Origin of the sequence: Priestia filamentosa (assembly GCF_900177535.1) — a bacterium.
In the GTDB taxonomy this organism is placed as follows: Bacteria; Bacillota; Bacilli; order Bacillales; family Bacillaceae_H; genus Bacillus_I; species Bacillus_I filamentosa.
Genome location: NZ_FXAJ01000002.1, coordinates 1,244,493 through 1,268,103, shown reverse-complemented (window position 1 = coordinate 1,268,103; position 23,611 = coordinate 1,244,493). Strand labels below are relative to the sequence as shown.

Below are 23,611 nucleotides of genomic sequence, written 5' to 3'. Positions count from 1 at the left end.
AAAAGCAAAAGTGTCGCTCATATTAACAAGGAGAAGGAGGGAGAACAGTGAAAGTGTTGCTTATCATAGGTATGTTATTTTTTGCGCAGCCCGTTTCATCAAATGTGACCCTACAATATAAAGGTGAACAGATTAAGAATATCGAACGGAAAGAATTTACGGAAAGTGTTCCAGGTTTTCCACTTCTTAATGAAGAAAAATACGAAGAACTTGTAGAAAACATAAAAAATGAAACATATAAACCAGCCACAGACGCCCATATTAATAAATATGGGGAAATAGTACAAGAGAAAACAGGTGAGATTTTAAATAAGGAAAAATTCAGGGATCGTTTTCTTACCCAGTTTTACGGAAATGATGGGAACACAATTGAAATTCCTATGTATACGACATATCCTAAAGTAGATAGTGAGCTTTTAGTAAATATTAAGACAAGGTTAATTGGTCAATATGTTACTTATTTTAATACACGAAATGAAGCAAGGTCTCATAATATTGATTTAGCAACGGAAGAGCTTAACAACACAGTTATTTTCCCAAATGAAACCTTTTCTTTCAATAAAACAGTAGGAAAGAGAACGGCAGATAAGGGATATTTGAAAGCACCTGTTATTGTCAGAGGTGAACTAGCCGAGGATATTGGAGGAGGAATTTGCCAAGTTTCTTCAACCTTATTTAATGCGGTGGAGAAAGCGGGAGCTAAAATTGTCGAACGCTATTCCCACAGCAAGCGTGTCACATATGTACCTGAAGGAAGAGATGCAACTGTTAGCTGGTATGGTCCCGATTTTCGTTTCAAAAATCAGTATAATCAACCTATTCTCATTCGAGCTCATACATATGGATCACAAATGATTGTGAGAATTTACTCCTCAGAAGAGATTAATTATAACCCCCATAAGGTACCTAACCCTTCAAAAGAGCTCCCAAAAGAAAAAAGAACGATAAAACCTCTTTCTTATTAAGATGGGAGGTTTTATCGTTCTTTTACAATTAGAAGCAAAATTCGATATAAAAGATAGACACCAATATAAGCACCTGAAATAAGTAGAAAGGGATTTAAAAAAATGGCATGAATAGTTGTCATAAATACAAGATCTTCTTGAAGAACATCATGAATTGCTAATGAGACAATATCTCCAAACAGGAGAATAGCAACAAAAGCGAACACATTGAAGACAAAATTAAGCACGGTATATTTCTTCTGTAGAATTAGCATGATGAAAGGAAAAATCAGGCTTCCTAGAATTAAAATGATTTTCATTTTATTCCCCCTTTTTAGAATAAGTTCGTTTTTAGTATAGCCATTTACGTTAAATCTCTCTCTTTATTTTCCCTACTAGCTGGAAAATTAACTTTTTATTAATTTAATTAAACTATGTTCTAAAAGATAATTATAAGACATTTTAGAAAGTCCAAACCTTTTAAAAATAGAGGAATAGAATAAGTAGAAAGTATACCGGAAAAGGAGAAATGTGAATGCTTGATAAATATAGAAAAATACAGATAGACTTTACAGAATTTGATTCTCTTTACATTCCTCTTGATGTTCCAGTTATTTTGGAGATTGATTGGAGAGGTGTCAGCTACGAGTTTCTTGTTAAGTTAAAAAGCGGAGAAAAAAATCTACTTGTTTTAGGATCAGGTGGAGGAGCAAACATGGAAATGCCAAACGGCCCTCCATATTTCCAGCGTCACTCTTGGATGAATGATTTTAAAGACTCTGTTATTTACTATAATGATCCAACTCTTTATTTAGGAAAACTTCCACTAGGATGGGGACAAGGTACAGCAGAGCGATTCTATTTAGAAGAAATTGCACTTATTTTACTTAAACTCTTTAAAAAAATTCAATATGAAACAAAAGATGTTGTTTTTTATGGTTCTTCTGGAGGAGGATTTATGTCTATGATTTTAGCAGGATATATACGAGGATCTAAAGCGCTTGTTAACAATCCTCAAACCTGTTTAACAAGATGGTTAAAGACTCCTGTACAGAATGTATTTAACTTATCATATCAAGGTCTAACAAATGAAGAAGTAATCAATAGATTTGGCAATCGAATCAATATTGTTCAATTTTTTAAATCTAGAAAGTATGTTCCTGAAATTTACTATCTACAAAATGGAGCATGCGAATTTGATGTTACAAATCATCTCCTTCCATTTCTTGATGAGCTTCAACATATGGATGAAAAATATGAAGTGAAAAATGTGAAAATTGATTTGTATTATAATAAAAAAATGGGTCATGCAGCTCTTGGAAAACGAGAAACCGTTTGGTATACCCAAAAAATTAGAGAAAATTAAAGCGCTCTTTACTATAAAGAGCGCTTTCTGCTATTGAATGATTGTAACCTCGAATCCTGCATTCTTAGCTCTTATAGATAAAGCTTCAGCATTTTCTCGTGAAGAGAAAGCCCCAATTTGGACTTTAAAGAGATTATTCTCAGTAGCAATAAAACTCGAAAATCCTTTTGTCTTAGCTTCAGATGCTAACCGTTCTGCATTTTCTCGTGAAGAGAAAGCCCCAATTTGAACTTTAAAAAGTGATGCCTGCTGTTTTCGCTGAAGATTAAAAGCACGAGCCAATCCGTTTACATGCCCACGGGCGATAGAGGTAATAAAGCTTGCATTTCTCAACTTAGCGACATCATTGACATTATCAATAAATCCATTCTCCGTTAAAATAGCAGGCATATTTGTTTCTCGCAAAACATGAAAGTTTGCTGTTTTCTTACCTCGATTGGTAAAATCTACAGATTTTAAAATTTCTTCATGAATAAGGTTTTGATATGTTGTAGTAGGAGCGCCGATTCCTGGAAAAACGTAATCCTCGTATCCTGTTCCGCCTCCTGCATTAATGTGAATTGACAAATAGTAATCTGCATTCCAAGCATTCGCAGCATTTGTTCTTGCCGTTAAAGAAACGGTTTGATCTCCTGTACGGCTCATAAGAACATAAACGTCTTCATATTCATTTATCAACATATTTCGAACGGCAGAAGCAATTTGCCATGTTAAGTTTTTTTCCAGTAAGCCATTGCTAACAGCTCCGCTGTCTGTTCCTCCATGACCAGGGTCAATAAAAATTTTCACTATACCATCACCTCTCTTTATTGTATGAAAGAATAAAAGAAAAAGCTTGTACGAATGTCTTAATAATAGGAAAAATATTCATTATATAAAGAGAGAAGGGACATGATAAGAGAAGTTATGAAATGAAAAAAGGATAAAAAGAGTCCAAACTTTTTTTGTTTAGTGATAGAAAGGATATAAAAACGCTCTAATAAGAAGGGAAGGATAAAAAATCACAAATTTTTGTTAAAAGAATAAAAGTAAGTTTGAAAGAAGAAGAAAAAGGGAAGGGGAATAGTGAACAAAAGCGAGAAATAAGATTCTCGCTTTTCTCCTTATGTAAAAAAAGGCTTATAAGAAGAGTAAAGACTGCTTGCTAGTTTTTCTTTTACAGCTGGCCACTTTTTATCAATAATACTGTAAAACACAGAATTAAGATAAGAGCCATCTTTACGAATCATATAATTACGCAAAATCCCTTCTTTGACACCGCCAATTTTTTCAATTGCTTTTTGAGAACAGATATTACGTTCATCTGTTTTAAATTGAACACGGCCAATGTCCAACGTTTCAAAACAGTACTTTAAGAGCAAATACTTTGTTTCTTTGTTGCAGTTTGTGCCCCATACAGAGGGAGAGAACCACGTCCAGCCGATTTCTAGGCTTCAGTTTCTTTCTGATATATGTAGAAAACGAGTTGTGCCGACTACTTTAGTTGTTTTCCTTTCTAAAATAACAAAGGGAAACTCTATCTTCTTTTATTTTTGAGATAATGCTTCTTGCACAAACTTTTACATACTCTCTGACTTTTCAAGATTATTTGGAAGATGTGTCCAAATTTTATTTTCTTGTGCAATACGATGCAATTTCTCCCAATGTTCAAAAATTATTGGCACTAGTGTAATAAACGTTCCTTCCCATCTTTTTGTAAAATATTCAACCATTCATCTTCTTCTTCATTATAATAAAAAATAAAAAGGAGAAGGGATTATATTTATAAAAAAGGGAAAAGTTATTTTTATCCAGCTGCTTTCATAATCGCATAGATATGATTTGCTGCTTGATCAAGGTTTCGGTACTCTCTAGGATGTTCTGTTGTCATATAAGCAATTTGAAATACATCTCTTGGTTTAGAATAACAAACTGACAAAATTTGCATGTTTGACGAAGATAGGGTTTTCGTAACATAAGCTTCAGAGAAGGGGGGGACTGTTAATTCAAAAAGCATTTTTTTTATTTCTAATAATGTCATGTTCTCCGCGTGCCCCTTTCAAATTATGAGGGGATAGACCAGATTTGTCCCTGATAATTTAGTTTTAATAGATAGTACCTATAAAGCTAGATAGCTTCCTTAATCACAAGTTCATATTTCAGAAACGTAAGGGTATGCATCTTTCCTACAGTATACAGGATATATCCGGCAACTAAAAGGGAATTAGTCATTTCTTTACAATAAAGAAAGACTACCCGAACAACGGGTAGTCTATAGCCAAAACTATTCAATTGCTAATGGAGGTTAGCGTTGTGTTCCTGATAATTGTTGTTGAGCAGAAGCAACAAGACGTTTTGTGATCTCGCCTCCTACTGAACCGTTAGAACGAGCTGTAGTATCAGCGCCTAATTGAACGCCAAACTCAGAAGCGATTTCGTATTTCATTTGGTCGATAGCTTGTTCAGCACCTGAAACGACTAATTTATTACGGTTTGCCATGTGTATCACCTCCTTGTAAGTGTAGAATGTGTTTTTTTTATTGCTCTCATACAATGTAATTTTTTCCAATAAAAGAACCTTTCACAGAATGTGAAAGGTTCTTGTTATATTATGACCAAGGTTGGTCTGTTCCGATAGCTTGTGCAAGTGCTTGGCTATGTTTGCGTCGGTTTTTTCGTTCCTCTGCTCGTTGTTTTGCTGTATTGTGAAGCATAATTTCCTCATCTGATTGTGGAATAACGCGTGGCACTCTTTTCGGTTTTCCGTTCTCGTCTAGAGCTACAAATGTTAGGAAAGAAGTAGCGGCAAGACGACGTTCACCTGTTTTTAATGTCTCCGCAATAATTTTTACGAACACTTCCATAGAAGATGTTCCAACCCATGTTACGTAAGATTCTAAGCAGACAGAATGCTCAGGTCTTATAGGTGACAAGAAGTCAACGGAATCTGTTGAAGCTGTCACAGTTTCGCCTCGTGAATGGCGAGCGGCTGAGATGGAGGCAACATCATCAATATAGCTCATCAATTTTCCCCCAAAAAGCGTGTTATGGTTGTTCGTATCTAAAGGAAATACACGACTAGTTCGAACAACTAAAGATTCTTTACAATATTTTTCTGTTTGTTCATTCATGTTAGTTTGCTCCTCATTTAAAAATACATCTTTTATAAGTTTTCCATCTTATTTTTTTATTTAAACAAAAATAAGATAGTTTGTCTTGTTGTTTGTTATAAGATAGACCATAAAAAAACCTCTCATAAGAGGAGAGGTTTTTAAGAAGTTACTTTGTTCTTTTTGATTTGCTTGCTTCGAAGCTGACCACATGCTGCATCAATATCTGTTCCTTGCTCAGCGCGCACACCACAGTTAATGCCATGTTCCATCAGTGTTCCATAAAATTCAACAATAGCTTCTTTAGTGCTTCGTTGATATTGGTTGTGCTCATCAACTGGATTATAAGGAATAAGGTTAACGTAAGAAAGGTGACGTTTGTTTTTTAATAGCTTTGCAAGCTGAATAGCTTCTTCCTTATGATCATTCACATCGTGCAATAGGATGTACTCAAATGTGATGCGTCGATTTGTTTTTTCTAAATAGTAGTCAATGGCAGGCATTAACTTTTCAAGCGGGTATGCTTTGTTAATTTTCATAATACGTGTACGAAGATCGTTGTTTGGTGCATGCAGTGAAACAGCTAAGTTAATCTGAATGTTTTCATCTGCAAATTCACGAATTTTATGAGCAAGACCACTTGTTGATACAGTAATATGACGTGCACCAATAGAAAGTCCCTTTTGATCATTAATAACGCGGAAGAAATCCATCATATTGTCATAGTTATCAAATGGTTCTCCAATTCCCATCACAACGATATGACTAACACGCTCATCCTTGCCTTGTGAATCAAGATGGTGCTGAACGTTCATAATTTGCTCCACAATTTCACCGCTTGAAAGATCACGGTTTTTCTTAAGAAGTCCACTCGCACAGAACGTACAGCCGATGTTACAGCCAACTTGCGTTGTTACACAGACAGAAAGGCCGTAGTTGAATCGCATCAGTACTGTTTCGATTAAGTTTCCATCTTGTAATTTAAAGAGAAACTTAATTGTACCGTCTTTTGATTCCTGTTTTACGGCTTGTTCAAGTGTTTGAATAACAAAATGTTGTTCAAGTAAGTCAATGCAGTCCTTATTTAAATTTTTCATCTCTGAAAAATCTGTGACACGCTTTTTATAAAGCCAATCCCAAATTTGCGCAGCTCGAAACTTTTTTTGACCGTTTTCTACAAGCCACGAAGTTAATCCATCTAATGTTAATCCATATATGGAAGTTTTATTCATTTCCAACCCTCATTTCGAAACTTTACCTTTACTCACTTTAATATCTTACTGAAAAGTAGGGGGCAGAAGCAACCTATTTATTCATAAAAAGAGAAGGCTTATATAAATAGTGTACCAAAAAGAGAAGATGAAATGCTAGTTATGAATGATTTCCTAGAGATATAAAGTCAATAAATCATCCATCATCTCTACGTTTAGCAGGCTCTTCAGGGATTAAAATAAGACCTATAATAAGCAAAAGACCACCAATAATGCCAAAGTAACTTCCGTATTCTGTAATATGACGAATAAAATAAGACATAAAAATAAGACCAAGACCTAAAATAGCAAGAAATACACCGTGAATATTTTGAATAAACATATGTAACCTCCATTTTTTACCTTATTTCCATTTTACCGCTTTTGTTCAGCTCCTGAAAGAGGTAAGGCTTGTAGTTAAGGTAAAGTTAAGAATAGGAGGCTTTAAAAATAATATTGAAGAAATTCTGGAGCGTTTTGAAACCATTTATTCCAAAAAGGAAGTGATTCAAAATAAGACTGATCAACGTGTTTGGAGTTTTCTATATCTTTTTTTAAGCTGTTTTTTATTTTTTGTATAAATTGCTTATCATAAATGATGCAGTTTGATTCATCATTTAAGAAAAAACTACGTGAGTCTCCGTTTGCTGTTCCGATATCCACAAATTCTTCATCTTTTACAAGTACTTTTCCATGAAAGAAGCCGTGATTATAAACATAAACATTGGCACCTTTATCTACAAGCATTTTTAATTTCTGATAAGAGGGGGGGCGTGCGAAAAGGCGTGCATCCGTTTTCTCTGGAACTAGAATGGTGACGTGAACTCCTCGTTTTAGTGCTTGTTCAAGCTCATTCATAATAGAACGAGGAGGGAGAAAATAAGGGGTAGCAATGAAAAAAGATGAATTTGCTTTCTTTATCCATTTTCTCATCCGATTCTCCATCCCTGAACCAGAAGTAAATAAAAAACGATAAGAAGTCTCTCCACCTTTTACAATGTTGTGTGAAGATGGAGGAAGAATGCTTTCCTTTCTATCTTCCTTCCAATCAAGAAGAAACTGTTTCTCTAGTGTATTTATGCCTTCTCCTGTGATTCGGACATGATAATCATGCCATTTTCCGAGCTTTTTCTCATGTCCAAGATATTCTTCACCAACGTTGAATCCACCGACATAGCCAATAGACGAATCAATCACAGCTATGCGTCGATGATTGCGGTGGTGAGCACTATAAAAAGGATGTGCAGCGGAGATTTTTCGGCTGAATGAAACCTTTACATTAGCCTTTTTTAATTGCTCAATGCTTTCTCTTGTAAGTTCATGACCGCCTATTAAGTCTACAGAAAGACAAACGTTAAGTCCCTGAGTTGCTTTTTCTTTTAAAAGAGAAAAAAGGCGCTTTGTAAGTGCATCATTGCGAAGAATATAAAAGTGAAGATAAACAGAGCTTTTTGCTTTTTTTATATCTTGAAAGAGAGCCGGGAATAAAGTTTGCCCCTTTTTATAGAGAGAAATGTTTCCGGTATAAACAGGAGTTTCCCATGCTGGATGTGTTTCGGTATAGTGTTTTTGCCCTTGTTGAACGTCTTTTATCATAATAAGCAGCAGTGCTAACAAAATTAAAAGGGCTACCGCACTTCTTTTGATTAGCTTCACCATCATAATCGGCTCCTTCTAAAAAGCTCATTTTCATACAATGCCCAAAAACGGTAAAAGAATGCATGAATCCTTCGTTCGCTATACATAGAACTAGCAATAAGGCATAAAAAAACCCCTCTCATTGAAAAGAGAGGGACCTGAATTTAGATAATGCTTGAAGAAGCTATAATTACATACTTTCCTTCTGCCAAGTCTTCTATGTACTTTTCTACATCTTGAGAGGAAAGCTGTTCAAACGCTAATACTTTAGAGAGCTGTTCTATCTTTGACGGAAGTATACTGTTTACTGTATTTAGTAAAGAATAAGAGCCATAAGGCGAATCTACTAGTAAATTTTTGACACTCTCTTTTGAATGTTTATCTTCATTAACAAGTATTTTTATATCTTCTTCATAGCCTTCTTTCTTCAAAGCTTGTAAAGTTTGCTGAAGCTCTTCTTTAATATGATCAACTTTCATCTTCATAGCAGTCTCTCCTTTCTGAATTAACAATGAACATACTTATCGTACGGAGAACCCATTCCGTTTTTCTCTTTTCTAAAACTTTTTTGTAAAAGAGGTTTTACCATCTAAACAAGAGGGTAATTAAAAGCTCATGTGCAGAAATTTAGGGAGGTAAAGTAGAAATAGAAAATTAACAGATGAAATTAGAACTAAAAGAGAGATAAAACCCTAATATTTCAATGCTATGAGCTTATACTCTGTTATTGTTTTATAGTCATACATCGCATATAGAATGGTAGCAAGATATAGTAAAAACAAAACATATTTAGGGGAAGGGTCAGGAGATTACGATGCATAGAAATGATGATCTTTATAACTTTCTATTAGAAAGAACGTGGAATTTAACTGAAAGTTGGTATGCGGACCTTGATAAAGTTGAACTAGGTGGTGTGTATGCTTCAACAGATCCAGTCGTAGTAGAAACATTGAAAAAGCAAAACCATGAATTTCACAAAAGGTTTTGTAAGCTGTTTGCAGAAGAAAGTGCTGTTTTTTATGAAGGATTTGAAGAATGGGTTATAGAAATTGCCAAAGATGAAGAACATGCACGAACACCAATTCATCTTATTTTACAAGAATTTTTTCATGTACAAACTCAATATATACAGCTGATTAATGAATTTGCTTCTCAATATAAAGATAAATATTCATTAGAAGAAATTAATCGATGGAAAGATATTACAATTAAAGCGTTTAATAAAGTAATTATGTGGTTTACAGAAGAAAGTCATAAGTACTCTGAATCTCGTCTAAAAGCTCAGCAAGAGATGATTAATGAGCTAAGTTCACCTATTATTTCTTTAACAAAACATGTAGCGCTACTTCCGCTTGTAGGAGATATTGATACAGCTCGTGCTAAGTTTATTTTAGATAGCACATTAACACAGTGTACAGAGCGCGAGATTCATCACTTGCTTGTTGATCTATCAGGTGTTGTAATGATTGATACAATGGTGGCACAACAGCTCTTTCAACTTATTGAAACATTAAATTTAATTGGTGTAACAAGTACATTTTCTGGTATTCGCCCTGAGATTGCGCAAACAGCCGTACAGCTTGGTATTAACTTTAATCGAGTTTCTATTGTTTCAACATTAGAACAAGCTGTGAAATTAAAAGATTTTACAAAATAAAAAACAGAGACCTTTTTGCTCTTTTATTTTGTTTAGAATGCATATGGTAATATATTGATAAGGAGGGGAGCGAAGTGAATGAAGAAACTCTACACTATTGGAATACGTATTGGGGAGAGAAAAAACAACCAAAAGAGGTAAACGCATGGAGCTTTGGGGGAGATCCAGACGGAGTAGCAGATCTTGTCATAAAAGGCGTAAAAACAGCAACATGCTCAGGGTATTTGTTCTACGAATTGGAGCAAGAACCGCTTCCTAAGCAAGGTCAATACAGCATTGTGTTAAATAGCAAAGAAGAACCTGTTGCGATTATTCGAATCTCTAAAGTTGAAGTAATGCCAATGAATGAAGTAACAGAAGAATTTGCTTTTGCAGAAGGAGAAGGAGATCGAACATATCAGCATTGGTATTCGGCACACAAACAGTTTTTTACAAACGAACTTCGAAAAATAGGAAAAGAGTTCTCTGATGATATGCTTTTAGTACTTGAGCAATTTGAATTAATACATATAAAAAGATAGAAAAAAGCCGCGGAAAAAAGATTTTCCACGGCTTTTGTTAACGAATTCCTTTCATTGCACGTTGAATAACCGGAGCAATAAGGAAAAGAAGAATACCAAGGACAATAGAAGCGCCTCCGATAATTCCAAAATACAAGGTTTCTGTTTCAGGTGTGTAAAGATCTACAATTGAAGCATTTAGAGCCTGAGCTGCTGCGTTTGTTAAAAACCATAAACTCATCGTTTGAGCTGAAAAGGCAGTAGGTGCTAGTTTTGTTGTTGCTGAAAGACCAACAGGAGAGATACAAAGTTCTCCTAATACAACAACAAAGTAGCTCAGTACAAGCCATAGAGGATTAACAAGTGCATTCTCTCCAGCGAGCGTTCCTGGAATAAGAATAACCACAAACGAAAGACCAGCAAAAACTAAACCAATAGAGAATTTTTTCGGTATTGTTGGTTGACGATTACCAAGTTTTGTCCATAAAAGGGCAAAAAGAGGTGAGAGGACGATAATAAACAACGGATTTAGAGATTGAAACCATGCAGGTGAAATCGAAAACCCGCCAATACTTAAGTCTGTACGATTGTCTGCATATGCTGCTAAAATAGTTGATCCTTGTTCTTGGATTGCCCAGAACATCACTCCTGCCACGAATAGTGGAATGTACGCTAAAAGTCTAGAACGCTCTACTGTTGATGTTTTAGAACTGAAGTACATTGTCACAAAGTAACAAATTGGGATTAGTATACCTAGTATTCCAACAAACATAACGAAGGAGTCAATTGTAACCCATCCGCGTGGAATCATAAAAGTAAGCGCTGCTGCAATAACAATAAGGGCTATAATCACCACAAATGTGGTTCTTTTTCGCTCAGCAGGCGATAAGGGATTAGGTACAATAGTACCTGCAAGGCCAAGATTTTTTTTCTTTGTGAGAATAAATAAAAGTAATCCAAAGAACATCCCGACTGCTGCAATCGCAAATCCTAAGTGGAAATTATGCTTCATGCCAACTTCCCCAACAATTAAGGGAGCAATAAAGGCTCCAAAGTTAATTCCCATATAGAAAATACTAAAGCCAGAATCTCGTCGTGCATCAGTTTCACTATACAGATCTCCCACAATACTAGAGACGTTTGGTTTTAACATTCCTGTTCCAATTACGATAAGAACCATGGAAACAAAAAACATTGGAATATTTCCAGGCACAGCAAGAGCGATATGACCGAGCATAATAAAAATCCCGCCATAAAATACAGACCGAGATGGTCCAAGTATGCGGTCTGCAATCCAGCCACCTATCACTCCAGACATGTACACAAGTGAGCCATAAATGGACATAATAGCTAAAGCTGTAGACTGATCAAATCCCAGTCCACCTTTTGACACTTCGTAATACATGTAATAAACAAGAATAGCTCTCATTCCATAGTACGAAAAACGTTCCCAAAATTCAGTGAAAAAAAGTGTAAACAATCCCTTCGGATGACCAAAGAATCCAGTCTGAGGAACGCTTGACACAATTTTCTGTTTATTCATTTCCGACATCATGTAACCTCCTTTGTTACTTTACTATAATATATTTGTTTAGTTGGTGATGTCAAAAATAATGGTCGCATCATCCCTTTATCTAGTTGTATTATACAAGAATAGGAATATATCCTTATTTTAACATAATTAAGGAGTAGGTCCTTTGGTTATTTTTAAATTTTCTTTGTCTCCTCCTGTTGAAATTTCTTTTTTTTTCATAATAGGAATTAAGAGGGTGGTTTAGGATTAAGAGTCTGTACGAACCACAATTAAAAGTAAAGAATCTAGAAGTATCCATTAGCTTCTATAAAAGTTAGGACTTCAGCTTGCTTTTCAAATTGAGGAAAGAAGGCGGGCTTTTTTCTCTATTGGAGAAACGAAACAAATGCCTGGTTTGCAAGAGGTTAAAGAAGGTCAGGAAGTGATTAGAGATCATTTTGCTTTTAGTGTAGAAATGAAAGATCTTGAAGCAAGTTTACAAGGGCTACAGGAGAAAGAGATTGAAATTCCAAAAGATTTCTTTGGCAAAGCACCTAGAGAGCCAATTGTTCATATGTGGATGCCATCTGCAAGCATTTATTTTATTGATCCGAATGGACATAGCTTAGAATTTTTTAACATTTTTAAGCGATGAACCAGTGTATAAAGAAGACATTGTTTATTTAAGCGAGTGGAAAACATGTTATAAAAGTAAAGGAAAGCAAGAGAAAAGCTAGCTCTAGAGCTTCTGCTAAAGGATAACGTTTACAAGAAGCTAGTTTTTCCTTATACTCGTTTTATAAAAGTATGAGAAAGGATTGAAGGAAATGGAAGCAGCAAGAATTACAACAGAAGATGAATTAAAGCAGGCATTTTCCATAAGAGTCGCGGTATTTGTAGAAGAGCAAGGAGTTTCGGTGGAAGAAGAGCTTGATGAGTTTGATACACTTGATGGCGAATGTGCACATGTTTTAGTTTATTACGATAAAACCCCTGTAGGAACAGGAAGAGTGCGAGTTGTGGAGGACAGCGGAAAGCTTGAACGGATATGTATTTTAAAAGAGTACAGAAAATACGGCCTTGGTAAAGTTATTCTTGCCAAGCTAGAAGAAATAGCAGCTGAAAACGGCTTGAAGAAAACAAAGCTTCATGCACAAACGAGAGCGCAAGGCTTTTATGAAAAGCTTGGATATAAAGTGGAATCAGACGTATTTATGGAAGCTGATATTCCCCATGTTTTAATGACGAAGAAGCTTTTCTAACCTTTCAAAATACGTAGATATGTTGCTGTTTTCCTTGGATACAATGTAATCTAAATGGTTAGCAATTGAAAGAAGGATAATGAATGATTATATAAAAGAGAAAGCCCTCTTCTAAAGGAAGAGGGCTTTCTCTTTTTCGAAAATCTGTAATAAATGTAGACCTAAAAGTGTTTTTCCAACATATGATAAAAAAGAGAATTTCTTTGTATAGAAAGGAAGAGAACGTTGATTCATATCGTAAAGCCGAGAGAAACGCTAACAAGTCTTTCCTTTGATTATCGCTTACCGCTTTCAACTCTTATTGCAGCAAACCCAACTATTGTAAACCCAAATATTCTTTATGTTGGTCAACCTATTACAATTCCTAATTTAAGAGACCCAAGTGAAATTCCTTATCGTATCGAAATTTCTATTACGAAGCGGACTTTAACGCTAAAAAATAACGAAGCTGTTGTAAAAGTATATCCAATTGCCGTTGGTAAAATGTTAACAGCTACGCCACAAGGTGAATTTGTAATTGTAAATAGAGAGCCAAATCCAGGTGGCCCCTTTGGAGCTATGTGGCTTAGTTTATCAAAGATTCATTATGGAATTCATGGCACGAATGATCCAAGTTCAATAGGCAAATCGGTTTCTCTTGGATGCGTTCGCATGCACAACAAAGATGTGTTAGAACTTGCTAGGATAGTGCCAAATGGCACGGCCGTCTCTATTTCCCTTTAGCGAGCAAAAAACACTTCATTTTTCATCTTCTGTTTTTAAAGGAAATCAGGGATGAAAAATGAAGTGTTACTAGATCACTTTTTAAAAGCAAAAACGGATGAGGTAATTTAGAAATCTAAAAGAGATGTTTAATTTGAAAACGCTTTCTTTAGGAGGGGTTATTTGAAAAAGTTATGGCGAGTTATTGTGCTTTTTGTAGCTATATTCGGAACTTTGTCTTTTTTTAATGAACCTGCTTTCGCTCAATCCTCTTTTACAAATGGAACATACGGAGGTAAAACATATAAGCTTTTCATTCCATCTTCTTATGATGGAAGCAAAGACTATCCTCTTGTTGTGATGTTACACGGATGCAGTCAAAGTGCGGATGATTTTGCAAAAGGAACAAGAATGAACGAGCTTGGGGAAGAGGAAGGGTTTCTTGTCTTATATCCGGAACAATCTTCATTTGCAAACGTCAATAAATGCTGGAACTGGTTTAGCGCCTCTAACCAACAAAGAGGATGGGGAGAACCTGCTACTATTGTAGGGATGATTAATAAGGTTAAAGGAACGTATAGTATTCAAAATCAAAGCGTTTTCGTTGCAGGACTTTCAGCAGGTGGGGGAATGAGCGTTATTTTAGGCGCCACATATCCTGAGCAGTTTGCAAGTATTGGAGTAAGCGCAGGCCTTGAGTACAGGGCATCAAGCAATGCTTTTTCTTCACTTTATGCGATGCAAAATGGAGGGCCTAACCCTAACCTTCAAGGAAAGTATGCATATGAACAAATGGGGAAGAATGCACGTGTTATGCCTGTTATTGTATTTCATGGAAATGCGGATAGAACAGTTGTGTTAAAAAATGGAAATCAAGTTATTAGTCAATGGGCGACAACAAACGACTGGGCTGATGACGGAGTTCTAAATGGAACGATTGACGACCAAGCGGATAGCGTAGTAGAAAAAACAAAGCAAGGAGGTAAAGCATATACACAATATAGCTATACAAATGAGAATGGAGAGATAGTATTAGAAAAATATATTGTAAACAATATGGGACATGCTTGGTCTGGCGGATCCCCGCTAGGAAGCTACACAGATGGAGAAGGTCCAAATGCAAGTGAAATCATGTGGAGTTTTTTTGAAAAGAGGCTACCTTGAAAATACGCGTTTCTCTTAAAGAGAAACGCGTATTTTTTATAGAAAGTTCTCATAACTTTAAATGAATAAAAGTTATGTATTTTAGGAATAAGGTAGGAAAAAATTATTTTTTATGTTATGATCTGTAATGTTTGGAAAGGAGGAGGAAGGATGGAACAACCAAAAAATCCTGGATTAGCTGCAGTGCTAAGCTTTTTAATTGCTGGATTAGGGCAAATTTATAACGGTCAGTTTGCAAAAGGCATCATTTTTATTATTGTATATTTTTTCAGCTGGTTATTAATGTTTGTTCTTATCGGCTTCATTACAACACCTATCCTTTGGATATGGGGCATGTACGACGCTTATAAAGTAGCAGAACGTCACAATAAAAGAATTTCAACCGGTATGTAAATCGTTATACATAGTTAAAAAAACCTATTAGTGAAAAACTGATAGGTTTTTTTGTTTTAATTGTAAAAGAAGATAATAATATTATTTAAATAATACATTGTGCAAGCTGATTATTAGACAATTTCTTTCGGTTCTCGTAATATTTATTTTTGAATAAACGACTGGAAAATACCTTAACATAAAGAGAGTTTTTAGCCTTATTCAAAATTTTAAAGAAGTCAATCTCTTTCTGCAGTCTTTTATATAAGAGGAGGATTAGAATGTCAGGAACAACTGAAACAAAAATACTTCATGATATTAAATTTTCTGTGCTTGACCTTGCACCAGTGAATGAAGGCAGCACACCAGCTGATGCTTTCCGTAATAGCTTGGATCTTGTACAACATGCGGAGAAATGGGGATTCAACAGGTATTGGGTTGCTGAACATCATAACATGCCTGGAATAGCAAGTTCGGCAACATCTGTTGTTATTGGATATTTAGCAGCGGGAACGAAAACGATTCGTCTTGGTTCTGGGGGAATTATGTTACCGAATCACGCATCTCTAGTTATCGCTGAACAGTTTGGAACATTGGAGTCTATGTATCCTGGGCGCATAGACCTAGGTCTTGGGCGAGCCCCTGGAAGCGACCAAAATACAGCAAGAGCATTAAGAAGAACGCTCGGTACAACTGGGGATGAATTTCCCCAACAGCTGGAAGAATTGCGCGCTTATTTCTCTGAAAATAGCCGTTTTGTGAAAGCTGTGCCAGGCCAAGGATTAAATATTCCGATTTGGCTTCTTGGGTCAAGCGGATTTAGTGCGCGTCTATCAGGGCGTCTTGGTCTTCCATTTGCTTTTGCAAGCCATTTTGCACCAAATTATACGCTTCCAGCTTTAAAAACGTATCGGGATCATTTCACGCCATCAGAACATTTACAAACTCCATATGTGATGGTAGGTGTAAACGTTGTTGCAGCAGATACAGAAGAGGAAGCAAAGCGTCTTGCAACATCTCAGCAACAGCAATTTTTAAGCTTAATTCGTGGTACACCAACACAGCTTAAGCCGCCAGTTGATGATATGGAACAAGTATGGACTCCTTATGAAAAGTCGATTATTGCAGAAAAATTAGACTCTACAATTGTTGGAACAAAAGAGACGGTGAAAGCAAGACTAGAGCAATTTCTAGCTGATACAGATGCAGACGAAATGATTATTAACTCACAAATTTTTGATCACAAAGCCCGTCTTCGTTCTTATGAAATTATCGCTGAAATAATGGGCTGAAGGAAACCAGCATAGAAGTTTTTTTCTGTGCTGGTTTTTTATTGTTTTTATCTCGCTTATTACCATTTCACTACTATTACATGTTTGAAATAAAACTGTAATATAATTAATCTCCCTTTCATCATTTCTCATGATATACTTTTAAAAGAAAAAAATGTTGGTTTTAGTCGTTTCTTGCCAGTATTGGCTTTTATAAATAAACAATGATCGATAATATAAATAACCTTAAGATTCTCTTCTTCATAATACATATTAACAATACATACTGACACGTGAACTATAAAGAAGGTAATGGAATCACCGAACGGGAAAGAAAGCGGAGGAAAATGTTTTGAAAAAGAAAATGATCGCATTTAATGCAACGGTAATGTTAGGACTAAGTGCTGTACTTTCAACACCGACATATGCCCAAACAATGAGCGAAATGCAAGCTCAAAAGCAAGAAGTTCAGAAAAAACAAGCTGATGTTCAAAGCAATTTAAAAGAAGCAGAAGACAAGCTTAGCAGTCTGAAGAGCGAACAAAAAGAATTAATTGCTCAGCTTAATCGTTTAAATCTAGCAACAGAGAAAAATAACGAAAAAGTAGAAGAAACAGAAAAGCAAATTACAGAAACAAATAAAAAAGTGAAATCACTAGAAAAAGAGATTGATGAATTAAAAGAAAAGTTAGCACAACGCGAAGAAGTTATTAAAGAGCGTGCTCGTTCTCTACAAAAAAGTGGTGGAAACGTAGACTATGTTTCTGTTATTCTTGGATCTGCGGATATCGGTGACCTTATTGGTCGCGCTTTTGCAGTAAATACAGTAGCTGAAGCTGATCGTGATCTTTTACAAGAAACAAAAGATATGCAAGATAGCTTAGAAAAGAAACAAAAAGAAGTGAAAGATAAACTTTCTAGCTTAAAAGATATGAAAGCAGAGCTTGAGGAAATGCAAGCACAGCTTGAAACACAAACAGCGCAAAAAGATAAAGTAATGGAAGACCTAAAAGCGCAAGAGATGGACAGCGCAGATATTAAAGCAGCCTTAGAACAGCAATCAAGTAGCTTAAAAGATCAAGAGTCTAACCTTGATGAAAGCATCTCAGCTGAACAAAAGCGTCAAGAAGAAATAAAGGCGCAGGAGGCAGCGAAAAAAGCAGCTGAAGAGGCAGCAGCAAAAGCATCAGCTGAACCGAAGCAAAACACAGAAAGTAGCAATGCTGAAGTAGCGCAAGCACCTCAAGCGAAAGATGCTCCTACAGCAGCACCAAACTCAAAAAATACAACAGAAGAACGTTCTTCTGTAAAAGCAGAGACTACATCTACACCATCTTCAAATGTCAGCTCAACGCCAACATCTGGAAATGTTGTAACGGTAGGAAACAAATGGATCGGGAACTCTGCTTATGTATTTGGTGGAGGACGTACGCAATCAGATATTGATAATGGACTTTTCGATTGCTCTAGTTTTGTTCGATGGGCATATGCTCAAGTTGGCGTAGACTTAGGACCAATGGGGGCTGTTAGCACAGATACGCTCAAACATAAAGGGACAAAAGTATCAGCAAGCAGTATGAAACCAGGAGATCTTGTTTTCTTTGACACATATAAAAAAGATGGACATGTTGGTATTTACGTTGGTGGAGGCCAATTCATCGGTGCACAAAGCTCAACAGGCGTTGCTATTGCTAATATGTCTAGTGGATACTGGGCTAATCACTTCTCAGGTCACGTTGTGAGAATCTAACTAGTCTTTAAAAAGCGCTCTTAGTGAAAACTAAGGGGGCTTTTTTTATCAGTTTGAAAAGCGCTGCTTAATGCACTATTATAATGAAGAAAGAGATTTAGGAGGAGTATAAATGTTAAAAGAGAATGTAATGAAAATGCTAGAAGAAAAGCAAACTGCTCAGGATTCAATAGAATTATACAAAGACGAAATAGCATACATAAATGAAAAAGAGCTTATCTTTGGGGGATCTGTGAAAGAAACAGATTCGTACACTCGTTTTTTTGATGCGTATATTGAACGGGTGAATAAAGAAACAGAGGAAATGATAGCAGAAGAAACACCTTCAAATTTTCTAGACAAGCCGCTCTCTTTTTTAAAAGAGAACATGGAGGAGTTTGCATACATTGAATCGCCTCTATTTGAGATGATTGGAGTAGAAGGGGTAACGCTTGAGCTTGATGATGTTTTTCGTTACTATAATGTTCTTCTTGGACTAAAAGTACAGAAGAAATGGCATGATGTGATTAAAACGTATCTTTCAGAACAAATAAATGGAGGAAAGTTTGAGCTTAGCTTTAATGGTAATGATGGCCTCTGGGATATAAACTTTGCTCTTGATGGTGTGCAAGGTTTTCACGAAGGAATGAGTATTGGAGAAGCATATAAGCTTATTTACACGTTCCTATTTAACCTTGTTGCTCAAACAGAAAAATAAAAAAGCAGGTTTTTACCTGCTTTTTTACTTTGTGAAAAAGTTTTCTGTATAATATGGCTGTGCTTCCTCATTAAAAGCAACGCCAACGCCTAACCGTCTAAAGTCAGGTTGTAAAATGTTTTTACGATGACCGAGCGAGTTCATTAGCCCTTCATGGGCAAATATACTGCTGAATTGCCCGTATGCAAGGTTCTCTCCTGCTACCGTAAAGCGAATATTATCCTCTTTCATACGATCGAATGGAGATTGACCTTGGAGATTTTGGTGATCAAAATAATTATGTTCAGCCATATCTTCACTGTGAGCAAGAGCCGTTTCTTTCACTTGATCGTCCCATGTTAAAATAGGAAGGCCATGATTTACTCTTGCGGCATTTGTGAGATCAAAAAGTTGATATTCAAACCCTTTTTGAAGAGCTTCACTGCCTTTTGTATAAAAGTCTTGCTTATTTTCTTCAAGGTTTTCATTCATAATCTGGATTGATGTAACTGTATTGTTTTCATGCTTGTCATAGAAGATCGTAACGAAACTATGATCAAGTTTGTACATATCATAATCTCGATCTTTTTCTAATTTATAGTACACAAACCCTTTGCGTATTTCTGTAAGGGGCTCACCAAGCGTGTTCTCAACCGTTTCTTTTGTTGAACCACGTTTGATTCCTTTTGTAGAAGAAATTAAATCTTGATTTGTATACAGTCCAACAACTTGATTTTCTTGATTGTACGCTACCATCATAAAATGCTCATAGTTTTGGTGATAAGCCACCCATTCTACGCCATATTCATTAAGCGTTGAACGCTGTGGTTGTCCAAGCGTTTTCTCAACATTTGTTCGATCATCTCCAATCTCAACATTATAAACAGAAAAAGTTTGATTTTCTGGCACGTCTAGATTAGGCTTCTTCACTTTTTTTGGTTTCTGTTCTTCCGAAGTAAAGGGAAGGGCAGCAATTGCCTCATCAACTTTACCTGAAAGTTCTGTAAGCCCTGTGGAAAGTTTAGCAAATGTATCTTGGACATCAGGATTATCTTCAAGTGTTTGAATTTTAGATGTTATATGGTCAATGGCAGACTGTGGAGAAGGATCTTCCGCAATCTTTTGTAAAGTGGGCCAAGAAAAGTACAGCACAGCAATGAGAATAATCAAAGAGAATAGTTTCCTCAATATGTCACCTCCTATGTTCTATTGTACCTAAAAAGAGGATAAAAGGAAAAGAGAAAGGAAAGAAAAGAAATTCTGTTAAAAGTTGAATATTTAGAAAATTATTGAAATAAAAAAGCGTTCATGCTATATTTTTAATAAAATAGAGAATCTGTGCTATTTATTTTCTTATGCCCTTTGCCCCAAATTCGCCTAAGACCTAAAGGAGGAGATTTGTGATGGAATCATACGTTAAAGTTGGGAAACTTCGTGTATCCCCTATTTTATATGACTTTGTAAATGAAGAAGCTCTAAAGGGAAGCGGTGTTGAGAAAGAAGAATTTTGGAAAGGGTTTCAATCTATTGTCGAAGAACTAGCCCCTAAAAACAAAGCGTTGCTAGAGAAGCGTGAAGACCTCCAAAAGAGCATAGATAAATGGCATAAAGAACATAAAGAAGGAACATCCATTTCTGATTATAAAGCTTTTTTAGAACGTATTGGTTATTTACAAGACGAAGGGGACGATTTTAAAGTCACAACAGAAAACGTTGATGAAGAGATTGCTACAATGGCAGGTCCGCAGCTTGTTGTTCCTGTCAACAATGCGCGCTATGCTCTTAATGCAGCAAATGCCCGATGGGGAAGTTTATATGATGCGCTTTATGGTACAGACGTTATTCCAACAGAAGGTGGAAGTGAACGGGGAAAAACGTTTAATCCGTTAAGAGGAGATAAAGTTGTTTCATATGCTAAAAAGTTCCTTGATGATATTTGCCCTCTCGCAATTGGGTCTCATGAGGAAGTAACCAAATATACGGTTGACCGCGGCATTCTTGCAGCAGTGCTTCAAGGAGGAGGCCGTACATCTCTTAAAACAGAAAAGCAGTTTGCTGGCTATTTAGGCAGCCCCGAAAGCCCCACATCTCTTCTGTTAAAAAACAATGGTCTGCATTTAGAAATCCAAATTGATCGTTCATCCCCAATTGGGAGTAGTGACCGAGCAGGAATTAAAGATATTGTCATGGAATCAGCATTAACTACAATTATGGACTGCGAGGACTCTGTTGCAGCTGTTGATGCAGAGGATAAAGTTGATGTTTATCGCAACTGGTTAGGACTTATGAATAGCACTTTATCTGCTACATTCCAAAAAGGAAATGAAACGGTTACAAGAACATTAAATAAAGACCGCACTTACACGTCTCCAGACGGAGGAAGCGTTACATTGCGGGGGCGATCTCTTCTTTTTGTTCGCAATGTTGGTCATTTAATGACAACAAGTGCTGTTTTGAATGAAAAAGGAGAAGAGGTACCTGAAGGAATTGTTGATACAGTGATTACATCCTTAATTGCAAAACATGATCTTTTGCAAAGTGAATCTTTTCGCAATTCCAAGAAAGGTTCGATTTATATTGTAAAACCTAAAATGCACGGCCCTGAAGAAGTAGCGTTCGCTAATACGCTTTTTAATCGAACAGAAGATATACTTGGTTTAGCTCGAAATACAGTGAAGATTGGTGTAATGGATGAGGAGCGCCGCACAACGCTAAACTTAAAAGCGTGCATTCGTGAAGTAAAAGAGCGGATTGTTTTTATTAATACAGGGTTTTTAGATCGAACAGGCGATGAAATCCATACTTCAATGGAAGCAGGCCCGATGATTCGAAAGCAGGATATGAAATCTGCTCTTTGGCTTGGAGCTTATGAAAAGTCAAACGTAAGTGTTGGTCTTTCTACCGGCTTAAAGGGAAAAGCGCAAATTGGTAAAGGAATGTGGGCAATGCCTGATAAAATGAAAGATATGCTCCAGCAAAAGAGTGCACATTTAGAGGCAGGAGCAAGCACAGCTTGGGTTCCTTCGCCAACGGCCGCAACGCTTCATGCTATCCATTATCACCGTATAAACGTAGCAAATATTCAGCATACTTTAATGCGCCAAAATCAACATGTGCGAGATGATATTTTACATGTTCCTGTAAGTAAGAATAAAGCTTGGACGGATGAGGAGATTCAGGCAGAACTTGATAACAATGCTCAAGGAATTTTAGGATATGTTGTGCGTTGGATAGATCAAGGCATTGGATGTTCCAAAGTGCCAGATATTAATGACGTTGGATTAATGGAAGATCGAGCAACATTGCGTATTTCGAGCCAGCATGTTGCAAATTGGCTTCATCATGGTGTTTGTACAAAGGATAAGGTAGAAGAAACGTTAAGAAGGATGGCAAAAGTTGTAGATGAACAAAACAAAACAGATCAAAACTACAAACCAATGTCTGCTGATTTCGAAGGATCTATTGCTTTCCAAGCAGCTCGCGACTTGATTTTTAAAGGATATGAGCAACCAAGCGGCTACACTGAGCCTATTTTACACAAGCGTCGTCAAGAAGCAAAAAAGAAGGAAGTAGCTCACAAAACAAATTAAAAGGAGAAAAAGTAATGGATGTGTTTGAAGCAATTAAAACAAGAAGAACAGTTGGAGTTGTGAAACAAGATCCTGTTCCTCGAGATGTAACAGAGCGGATTCTTGAGTCTGCTGTATGGGCTCCAAATCATTTTCGAACAGAGCCTTGGCGCTTCTTTGTGCTAGAAGGAGATGGGCGTAACAAGCTAGCAACCGCTTTAGTAGATGCTATTAAAGAGGATATGGAAGATATAACAACAGAGGAAAATAAAAAAAGAATTGAAAAACAGCAAAAAAATCCTTTTCGAGCTCCTCTTGTTATCGCAGTAGGGGTAGAGCCAAGTAATGAACCAAAAGTTCCGTTAAAAGAAGAGTACGCAGCTGTAAGTGCAGCGATCCAAAATATGCTGTTAACGGCACATGCAAGCGGTCTTGGTGCGATTTGGCGTACAGGGGATATTTGTTATCATCCTAAAATTGCTCAGTCTTTTGGTTTATCGGAAAGAGGAGAAGTTGTTGGATTTCTCTATATTGGGTACCCTGCTAAAGAACCAAAAAACGTTAAAAAGACTGATGTATCAACATATACAAAGTGGTTTTCGTAATGAAAAAAAGACTCCCTTATTAATAAGGGAGTCTTTTTTTATTACCAAGGGGCAACTAGGATTTTAGCTTAGTTATATTAAGAGTGCTCATATTTAATTAAGCAACGATAGAATTTTGGATAAACTTTTCATTCTTTCACTCCAGTAACACAGCTAGTTTTCTTATTGATGAAATACGTAAGAGAGATACCTGGAAAATCTATGTGAAGGGAGCGGGTGTATCTGTTAATGTTATACCCTCACCAAAAAGCCTCCTGCTCATGATGAGGGGGCGTTTTTATTA

At 36.3% G+C, this 23,611-nt stretch carries 26 protein-coding genes; 14 read left to right on the top strand and 12 right to left on the bottom strand.

The window, feature by feature from the left end:
- Positions 1 to 47 precede the first annotated feature (47 nt).
- The gene (locus B9N79_RS13455) at positions 48 to 965 is read left to right on the top strand and encodes a VanW family protein (protein ID WP_040061091.1); all 918 of its coding nucleotides are present in this window, start codon (positions 48 to 50) and stop codon (positions 963 to 965) included.
- Positions 966 to 976: 11 nt separating this feature from the next.
- Here the strand turns inward: B9N79_RS13455 and B9N79_RS13450 are convergent, their stop codons facing one another.
- Entirely contained in the window at positions 977 to 1,264 is a 288-nt protein-coding gene (locus B9N79_RS13450) for a hypothetical protein (protein WP_040061093.1), read from the bottom strand.
- A 215-nt stretch (positions 1,265 to 1,479) separates the two neighbouring features.
- Between B9N79_RS13450 and B9N79_RS13445 the strand changes: the two genes are divergently transcribed.
- Complete coding sequence (locus B9N79_RS13445) at positions 1,480 to 2,310, top strand: hypothetical protein (protein ID WP_040061095.1); 831 nt, start codon at positions 1,480 to 1,482, stop codon at positions 2,308 to 2,310.
- A 30-nt stretch (positions 2,311 to 2,340) separates the two neighbouring features.
- Here B9N79_RS13445 and B9N79_RS13440 read toward each other — a convergent pair whose 3' ends face one another.
- The 9 genes from B9N79_RS13440 to B9N79_RS13400 all read right to left on the bottom strand — a co-directional run bounded on the left by B9N79_RS13440 (position 2,341) and on the right by B9N79_RS13400 (position 8,772).
- Positions 2,341 to 3,102 carry an N-acetylmuramoyl-L-alanine amidase gene (locus B9N79_RS13440; RefSeq protein WP_040061097.1) on the bottom strand — a complete coding sequence of 254 codons (762 nt, stop codon included), beginning with the start codon at positions 3,100 to 3,102 and terminating at the stop codon, positions 2,341 to 2,343.
- A 311-nt stretch (positions 3,103 to 3,413) separates the two neighbouring features.
- Positions 3,414 to 3,734 (bottom strand): GNAT family N-acetyltransferase, encoded by a 321-nt coding sequence (locus B9N79_RS26580; protein WP_231573205.1) that lies wholly within the window; start codon positions 3,732 to 3,734, stop codon positions 3,414 to 3,416.
- A gap of 362 nt (positions 3,735 to 4,096) precedes the next feature.
- Complete coding sequence (locus B9N79_RS13430) at positions 4,097 to 4,330, bottom strand: hypothetical protein (RefSeq protein ID WP_040061099.1); 234 nt, start codon at positions 4,328 to 4,330, stop codon at positions 4,097 to 4,099.
- Between the two features lie 264 nt (positions 4,331 to 4,594).
- A complete protein-coding gene (locus B9N79_RS13425) occupies positions 4,595 to 4,789 on the bottom strand; it encodes an alpha/beta-type small acid-soluble spore protein (RefSeq protein WP_019395629.1) in 195 nt (64 codons plus the stop codon).
- 109 nt (positions 4,790 to 4,898) lie between these two features.
- Complete coding sequence (locus tag B9N79_RS13420; RefSeq protein ID WP_019395628.1) at positions 4,899 to 5,420, bottom strand: acyl-CoA thioesterase; 522 nt, start codon at positions 5,418 to 5,420, stop codon at positions 4,899 to 4,901.
- 140 nt (positions 5,421 to 5,560) lie between these two features.
- Complete coding sequence (gene rlmN, locus B9N79_RS13415; RefSeq protein ID WP_040061103.1) at positions 5,561 to 6,631, bottom strand: dual-specificity RNA methyltransferase RlmN; 1,071 nt, start codon at positions 6,629 to 6,631, stop codon at positions 5,561 to 5,563.
- Between the two features lie 175 nt (positions 6,632 to 6,806).
- Positions 6,807 to 6,992 carry a hypothetical protein gene (locus B9N79_RS13410; protein ID WP_019395626.1) on the bottom strand — a complete coding sequence of 62 codons (186 nt, stop codon included), beginning with the start codon at positions 6,990 to 6,992 and terminating at the stop codon, positions 6,807 to 6,809.
- 101 nt (positions 6,993 to 7,093) lie between these two features.
- Entirely contained in the window at positions 7,094 to 8,308 is a 1,215-nt protein-coding gene (locus B9N79_RS13405) for a phospholipase D-like domain-containing protein (protein ID WP_048896824.1), read from the bottom strand.
- Positions 8,309 to 8,451: 143 nt separating this feature from the next.
- Positions 8,452 to 8,772, bottom strand: coding sequence for a general stress protein (locus B9N79_RS13400; RefSeq protein WP_046217607.1), 321 nt, complete (start codon positions 8,770 to 8,772; stop codon positions 8,452 to 8,454).
- A gap of 329 nt (positions 8,773 to 9,101) precedes the next feature.
- Between B9N79_RS13400 and B9N79_RS13395 the strand changes: the two genes are divergently transcribed.
- Both B9N79_RS13395 and B9N79_RS13390 read left to right on the top strand, forming a co-directional pair.
- Entirely contained in the window at positions 9,102 to 9,944 is an 843-nt protein-coding gene (locus tag B9N79_RS13395; protein ID WP_040061106.1) for an STAS domain-containing protein, read from the top strand.
- 74 nt (positions 9,945 to 10,018) lie between these two features.
- Entirely contained in the window at positions 10,019 to 10,465 is a 447-nt protein-coding gene (locus B9N79_RS13390; RefSeq protein WP_040061107.1) for an ASCH domain-containing protein, read from the top strand.
- A 37-nt stretch (positions 10,466 to 10,502) separates the two neighbouring features.
- On the opposite strand, the gene B9N79_RS13385 is transcribed toward B9N79_RS13390, so the two are convergent.
- Positions 10,503 to 11,996 carry a peptide MFS transporter gene (locus B9N79_RS13385; protein WP_182928710.1) on the bottom strand — a complete coding sequence of 498 codons (1,494 nt, stop codon included), beginning with the start codon at positions 11,994 to 11,996 and terminating at the stop codon, positions 10,503 to 10,505.
- 367 nt (positions 11,997 to 12,363) lie between these two features.
- On the opposite strand from B9N79_RS13385, the gene B9N79_RS26575 reads away from it, so the two are divergent.
- The 8 genes from B9N79_RS26575 to B9N79_RS13345 all read left to right on the top strand — a co-directional run bounded on the left by B9N79_RS26575 (position 12,364) and on the right by B9N79_RS13345 (position 19,175).
- Positions 12,364 to 12,612, top strand: a complete 249-nt coding sequence (locus tag B9N79_RS26575; protein ID WP_231573196.1) for a VOC family protein — start codon at positions 12,364 to 12,366, stop codon at positions 12,610 to 12,612.
- Positions 12,613 to 12,784: 172 nt separating this feature from the next.
- Positions 12,785 to 13,219: a GNAT family N-acetyltransferase gene (locus B9N79_RS13375; protein WP_040061110.1), complete on the top strand. Its 435-nt coding sequence runs from the start codon at positions 12,785 to 12,787 to the stop codon at positions 13,217 to 13,219.
- Between the two features lie 225 nt (positions 13,220 to 13,444).
- Positions 13,445 to 13,942 carry a L,D-transpeptidase family protein gene (locus B9N79_RS13370; RefSeq protein ID WP_040061111.1) on the top strand — a complete coding sequence of 166 codons (498 nt, stop codon included), beginning with the start codon at positions 13,445 to 13,447 and terminating at the stop codon, positions 13,940 to 13,942.
- A gap of 162 nt (positions 13,943 to 14,104) precedes the next feature.
- Positions 14,105 to 15,085, top strand: a complete 981-nt coding sequence (locus B9N79_RS13365; protein WP_053102085.1) for an extracellular catalytic domain type 1 short-chain-length polyhydroxyalkanoate depolymerase — start codon at positions 14,105 to 14,107, stop codon at positions 15,083 to 15,085.
- A gap of 150 nt (positions 15,086 to 15,235) precedes the next feature.
- Positions 15,236 to 15,478, top strand: a complete 243-nt coding sequence (locus tag B9N79_RS13360; RefSeq protein ID WP_019395615.1) for a DUF5683 domain-containing protein — start codon at positions 15,236 to 15,238, stop codon at positions 15,476 to 15,478.
- A gap of 260 nt (positions 15,479 to 15,738) precedes the next feature.
- Complete coding sequence (locus B9N79_RS13355; protein ID WP_085118599.1) at positions 15,739 to 16,749, top strand: LLM class flavin-dependent oxidoreductase; 1,011 nt, start codon at positions 15,739 to 15,741, stop codon at positions 16,747 to 16,749.
- Between the two features lie 331 nt (positions 16,750 to 17,080).
- Positions 17,081 to 18,478: a C40 family peptidase gene (locus B9N79_RS13350; RefSeq protein ID WP_019395613.1), complete on the top strand. Its 1,398-nt coding sequence runs from the start codon at positions 17,081 to 17,083 to the stop codon at positions 18,476 to 18,478.
- A 112-nt stretch (positions 18,479 to 18,590) separates the two neighbouring features.
- Positions 18,591 to 19,175: a hypothetical protein gene (locus tag B9N79_RS13345; protein ID WP_040061113.1), complete on the top strand. Its 585-nt coding sequence runs from the start codon at positions 18,591 to 18,593 to the stop codon at positions 19,173 to 19,175.
- Positions 19,176 to 19,199: 24 nt separating this feature from the next.
- Here the strand turns inward: B9N79_RS13345 and B9N79_RS13340 are convergent, their stop codons facing one another.
- Positions 19,200 to 20,342, bottom strand: a complete 1,143-nt coding sequence (locus B9N79_RS13340; protein WP_193399791.1) for a CAP domain-containing protein — start codon at positions 20,340 to 20,342, stop codon at positions 19,200 to 19,202.
- A 215-nt stretch (positions 20,343 to 20,557) separates the two neighbouring features.
- Between B9N79_RS13340 and B9N79_RS13335 the strand changes: the two genes are divergently transcribed.
- Together B9N79_RS13335 and B9N79_RS13330 are read left to right on the top strand one after the other, a co-directional pair.
- On the top strand, positions 20,558 to 22,744 hold the full coding sequence (locus B9N79_RS13335; RefSeq protein ID WP_040061116.1) for a malate synthase G: 2,187 nt from the start codon (positions 20,558 to 20,560) through the stop codon (positions 22,742 to 22,744).
- 14 nt (positions 22,745 to 22,758) lie between these two features.
- The gene (locus tag B9N79_RS13330) at positions 22,759 to 23,328 is read left to right on the top strand and encodes a nitroreductase family protein (protein WP_040061118.1); all 570 of its coding nucleotides are present in this window, start codon (positions 22,759 to 22,761) and stop codon (positions 23,326 to 23,328) included.
- Positions 23,329 to 23,611: the final 283 nt, after the last annotated feature.

Coding starts and splice junctions, on each gene's coding strand:
- B9N79_RS13445 (WP_040061095.1), top strand. CDS start 1,480: ATGCTTGATAAATATAGAAAAATACAGATAGACTTTACAGAATTTGAT.
- B9N79_RS13395 (WP_040061106.1), top strand. CDS start 9,102: ATGCATAGAAATGATGATCTTTATAACTTTCTATTAGAAAGAACGTGG.
- B9N79_RS13405 (WP_048896824.1), bottom strand. CDS start 8,308: ATGGTGAAGCTAATCAAAAGAAGTGCGGTAGCCCTTTTAATTTTGTTA.
- B9N79_RS26575 (WP_231573196.1), top strand. CDS start 12,364: ATGCCTGGTTTGCAAGAGGTTAAAGAAGGTCAGGAAGTGATTAGAGAT.
- B9N79_RS13355 (WP_085118599.1), top strand. CDS start 15,739: ATGTCAGGAACAACTGAAACAAAAATACTTCATGATATTAAATTTTCT.
- B9N79_RS13410 (WP_019395626.1), bottom strand. CDS start 6,992: ATGTTTATTCAAAATATTCACGGTGTATTTCTTGCTATTTTAGGTCTT.
- B9N79_RS13335 (WP_040061116.1), top strand. CDS start 20,558: ATGGAATCATACGTTAAAGTTGGGAAACTTCGTGTATCCCCTATTTTA.
- B9N79_RS13430 (WP_040061099.1), bottom strand. CDS start 4,330: ATGACATTATTAGAAATAAAAAAAATGCTTTTTGAATTAACAGTCCCC.
- B9N79_RS13375 (WP_040061110.1), top strand. CDS start 12,785: ATGGAAGCAGCAAGAATTACAACAGAAGATGAATTAAAGCAGGCATTT.
- rlmN (WP_040061103.1), bottom strand. CDS start 6,631: ATGAATAAAACTTCCATATATGGATTAACATTAGATGGATTAACTTCG.
- B9N79_RS13420 (WP_019395628.1), bottom strand. CDS start 5,420: ATGAATGAACAAACAGAAAAATATTGTAAAGAATCTTTAGTTGTTCGA.
- B9N79_RS13345 (WP_040061113.1), top strand. CDS start 18,591: ATGTTAAAAGAGAATGTAATGAAAATGCTAGAAGAAAAGCAAACTGCT.
- B9N79_RS13400 (WP_046217607.1), bottom strand. CDS start 8,772: ATGAAGATGAAAGTTGATCATATTAAAGAAGAGCTTCAGCAAACTTTA.
- B9N79_RS13385 (WP_182928710.1), bottom strand. CDS start 11,996: ATGTCGGAAATGAATAAACAGAAAATTGTGTCAAGCGTTCCTCAGACT.
- B9N79_RS13450 (WP_040061093.1), bottom strand. CDS start 1,264: ATGAAAATCATTTTAATTCTAGGAAGCCTGATTTTTCCTTTCATCATG.
- B9N79_RS13330 (WP_040061118.1), top strand. CDS start 22,759: ATGGATGTGTTTGAAGCAATTAAAACAAGAAGAACAGTTGGAGTTGTG.
- B9N79_RS13425 (WP_019395629.1), bottom strand. CDS start 4,789: ATGGCAAACCGTAATAAATTAGTCGTTTCAGGTGCTGAACAAGCTATC.
- B9N79_RS13360 (WP_019395615.1), top strand. CDS start 15,236: ATGGAACAACCAAAAAATCCTGGATTAGCTGCAGTGCTAAGCTTTTTA.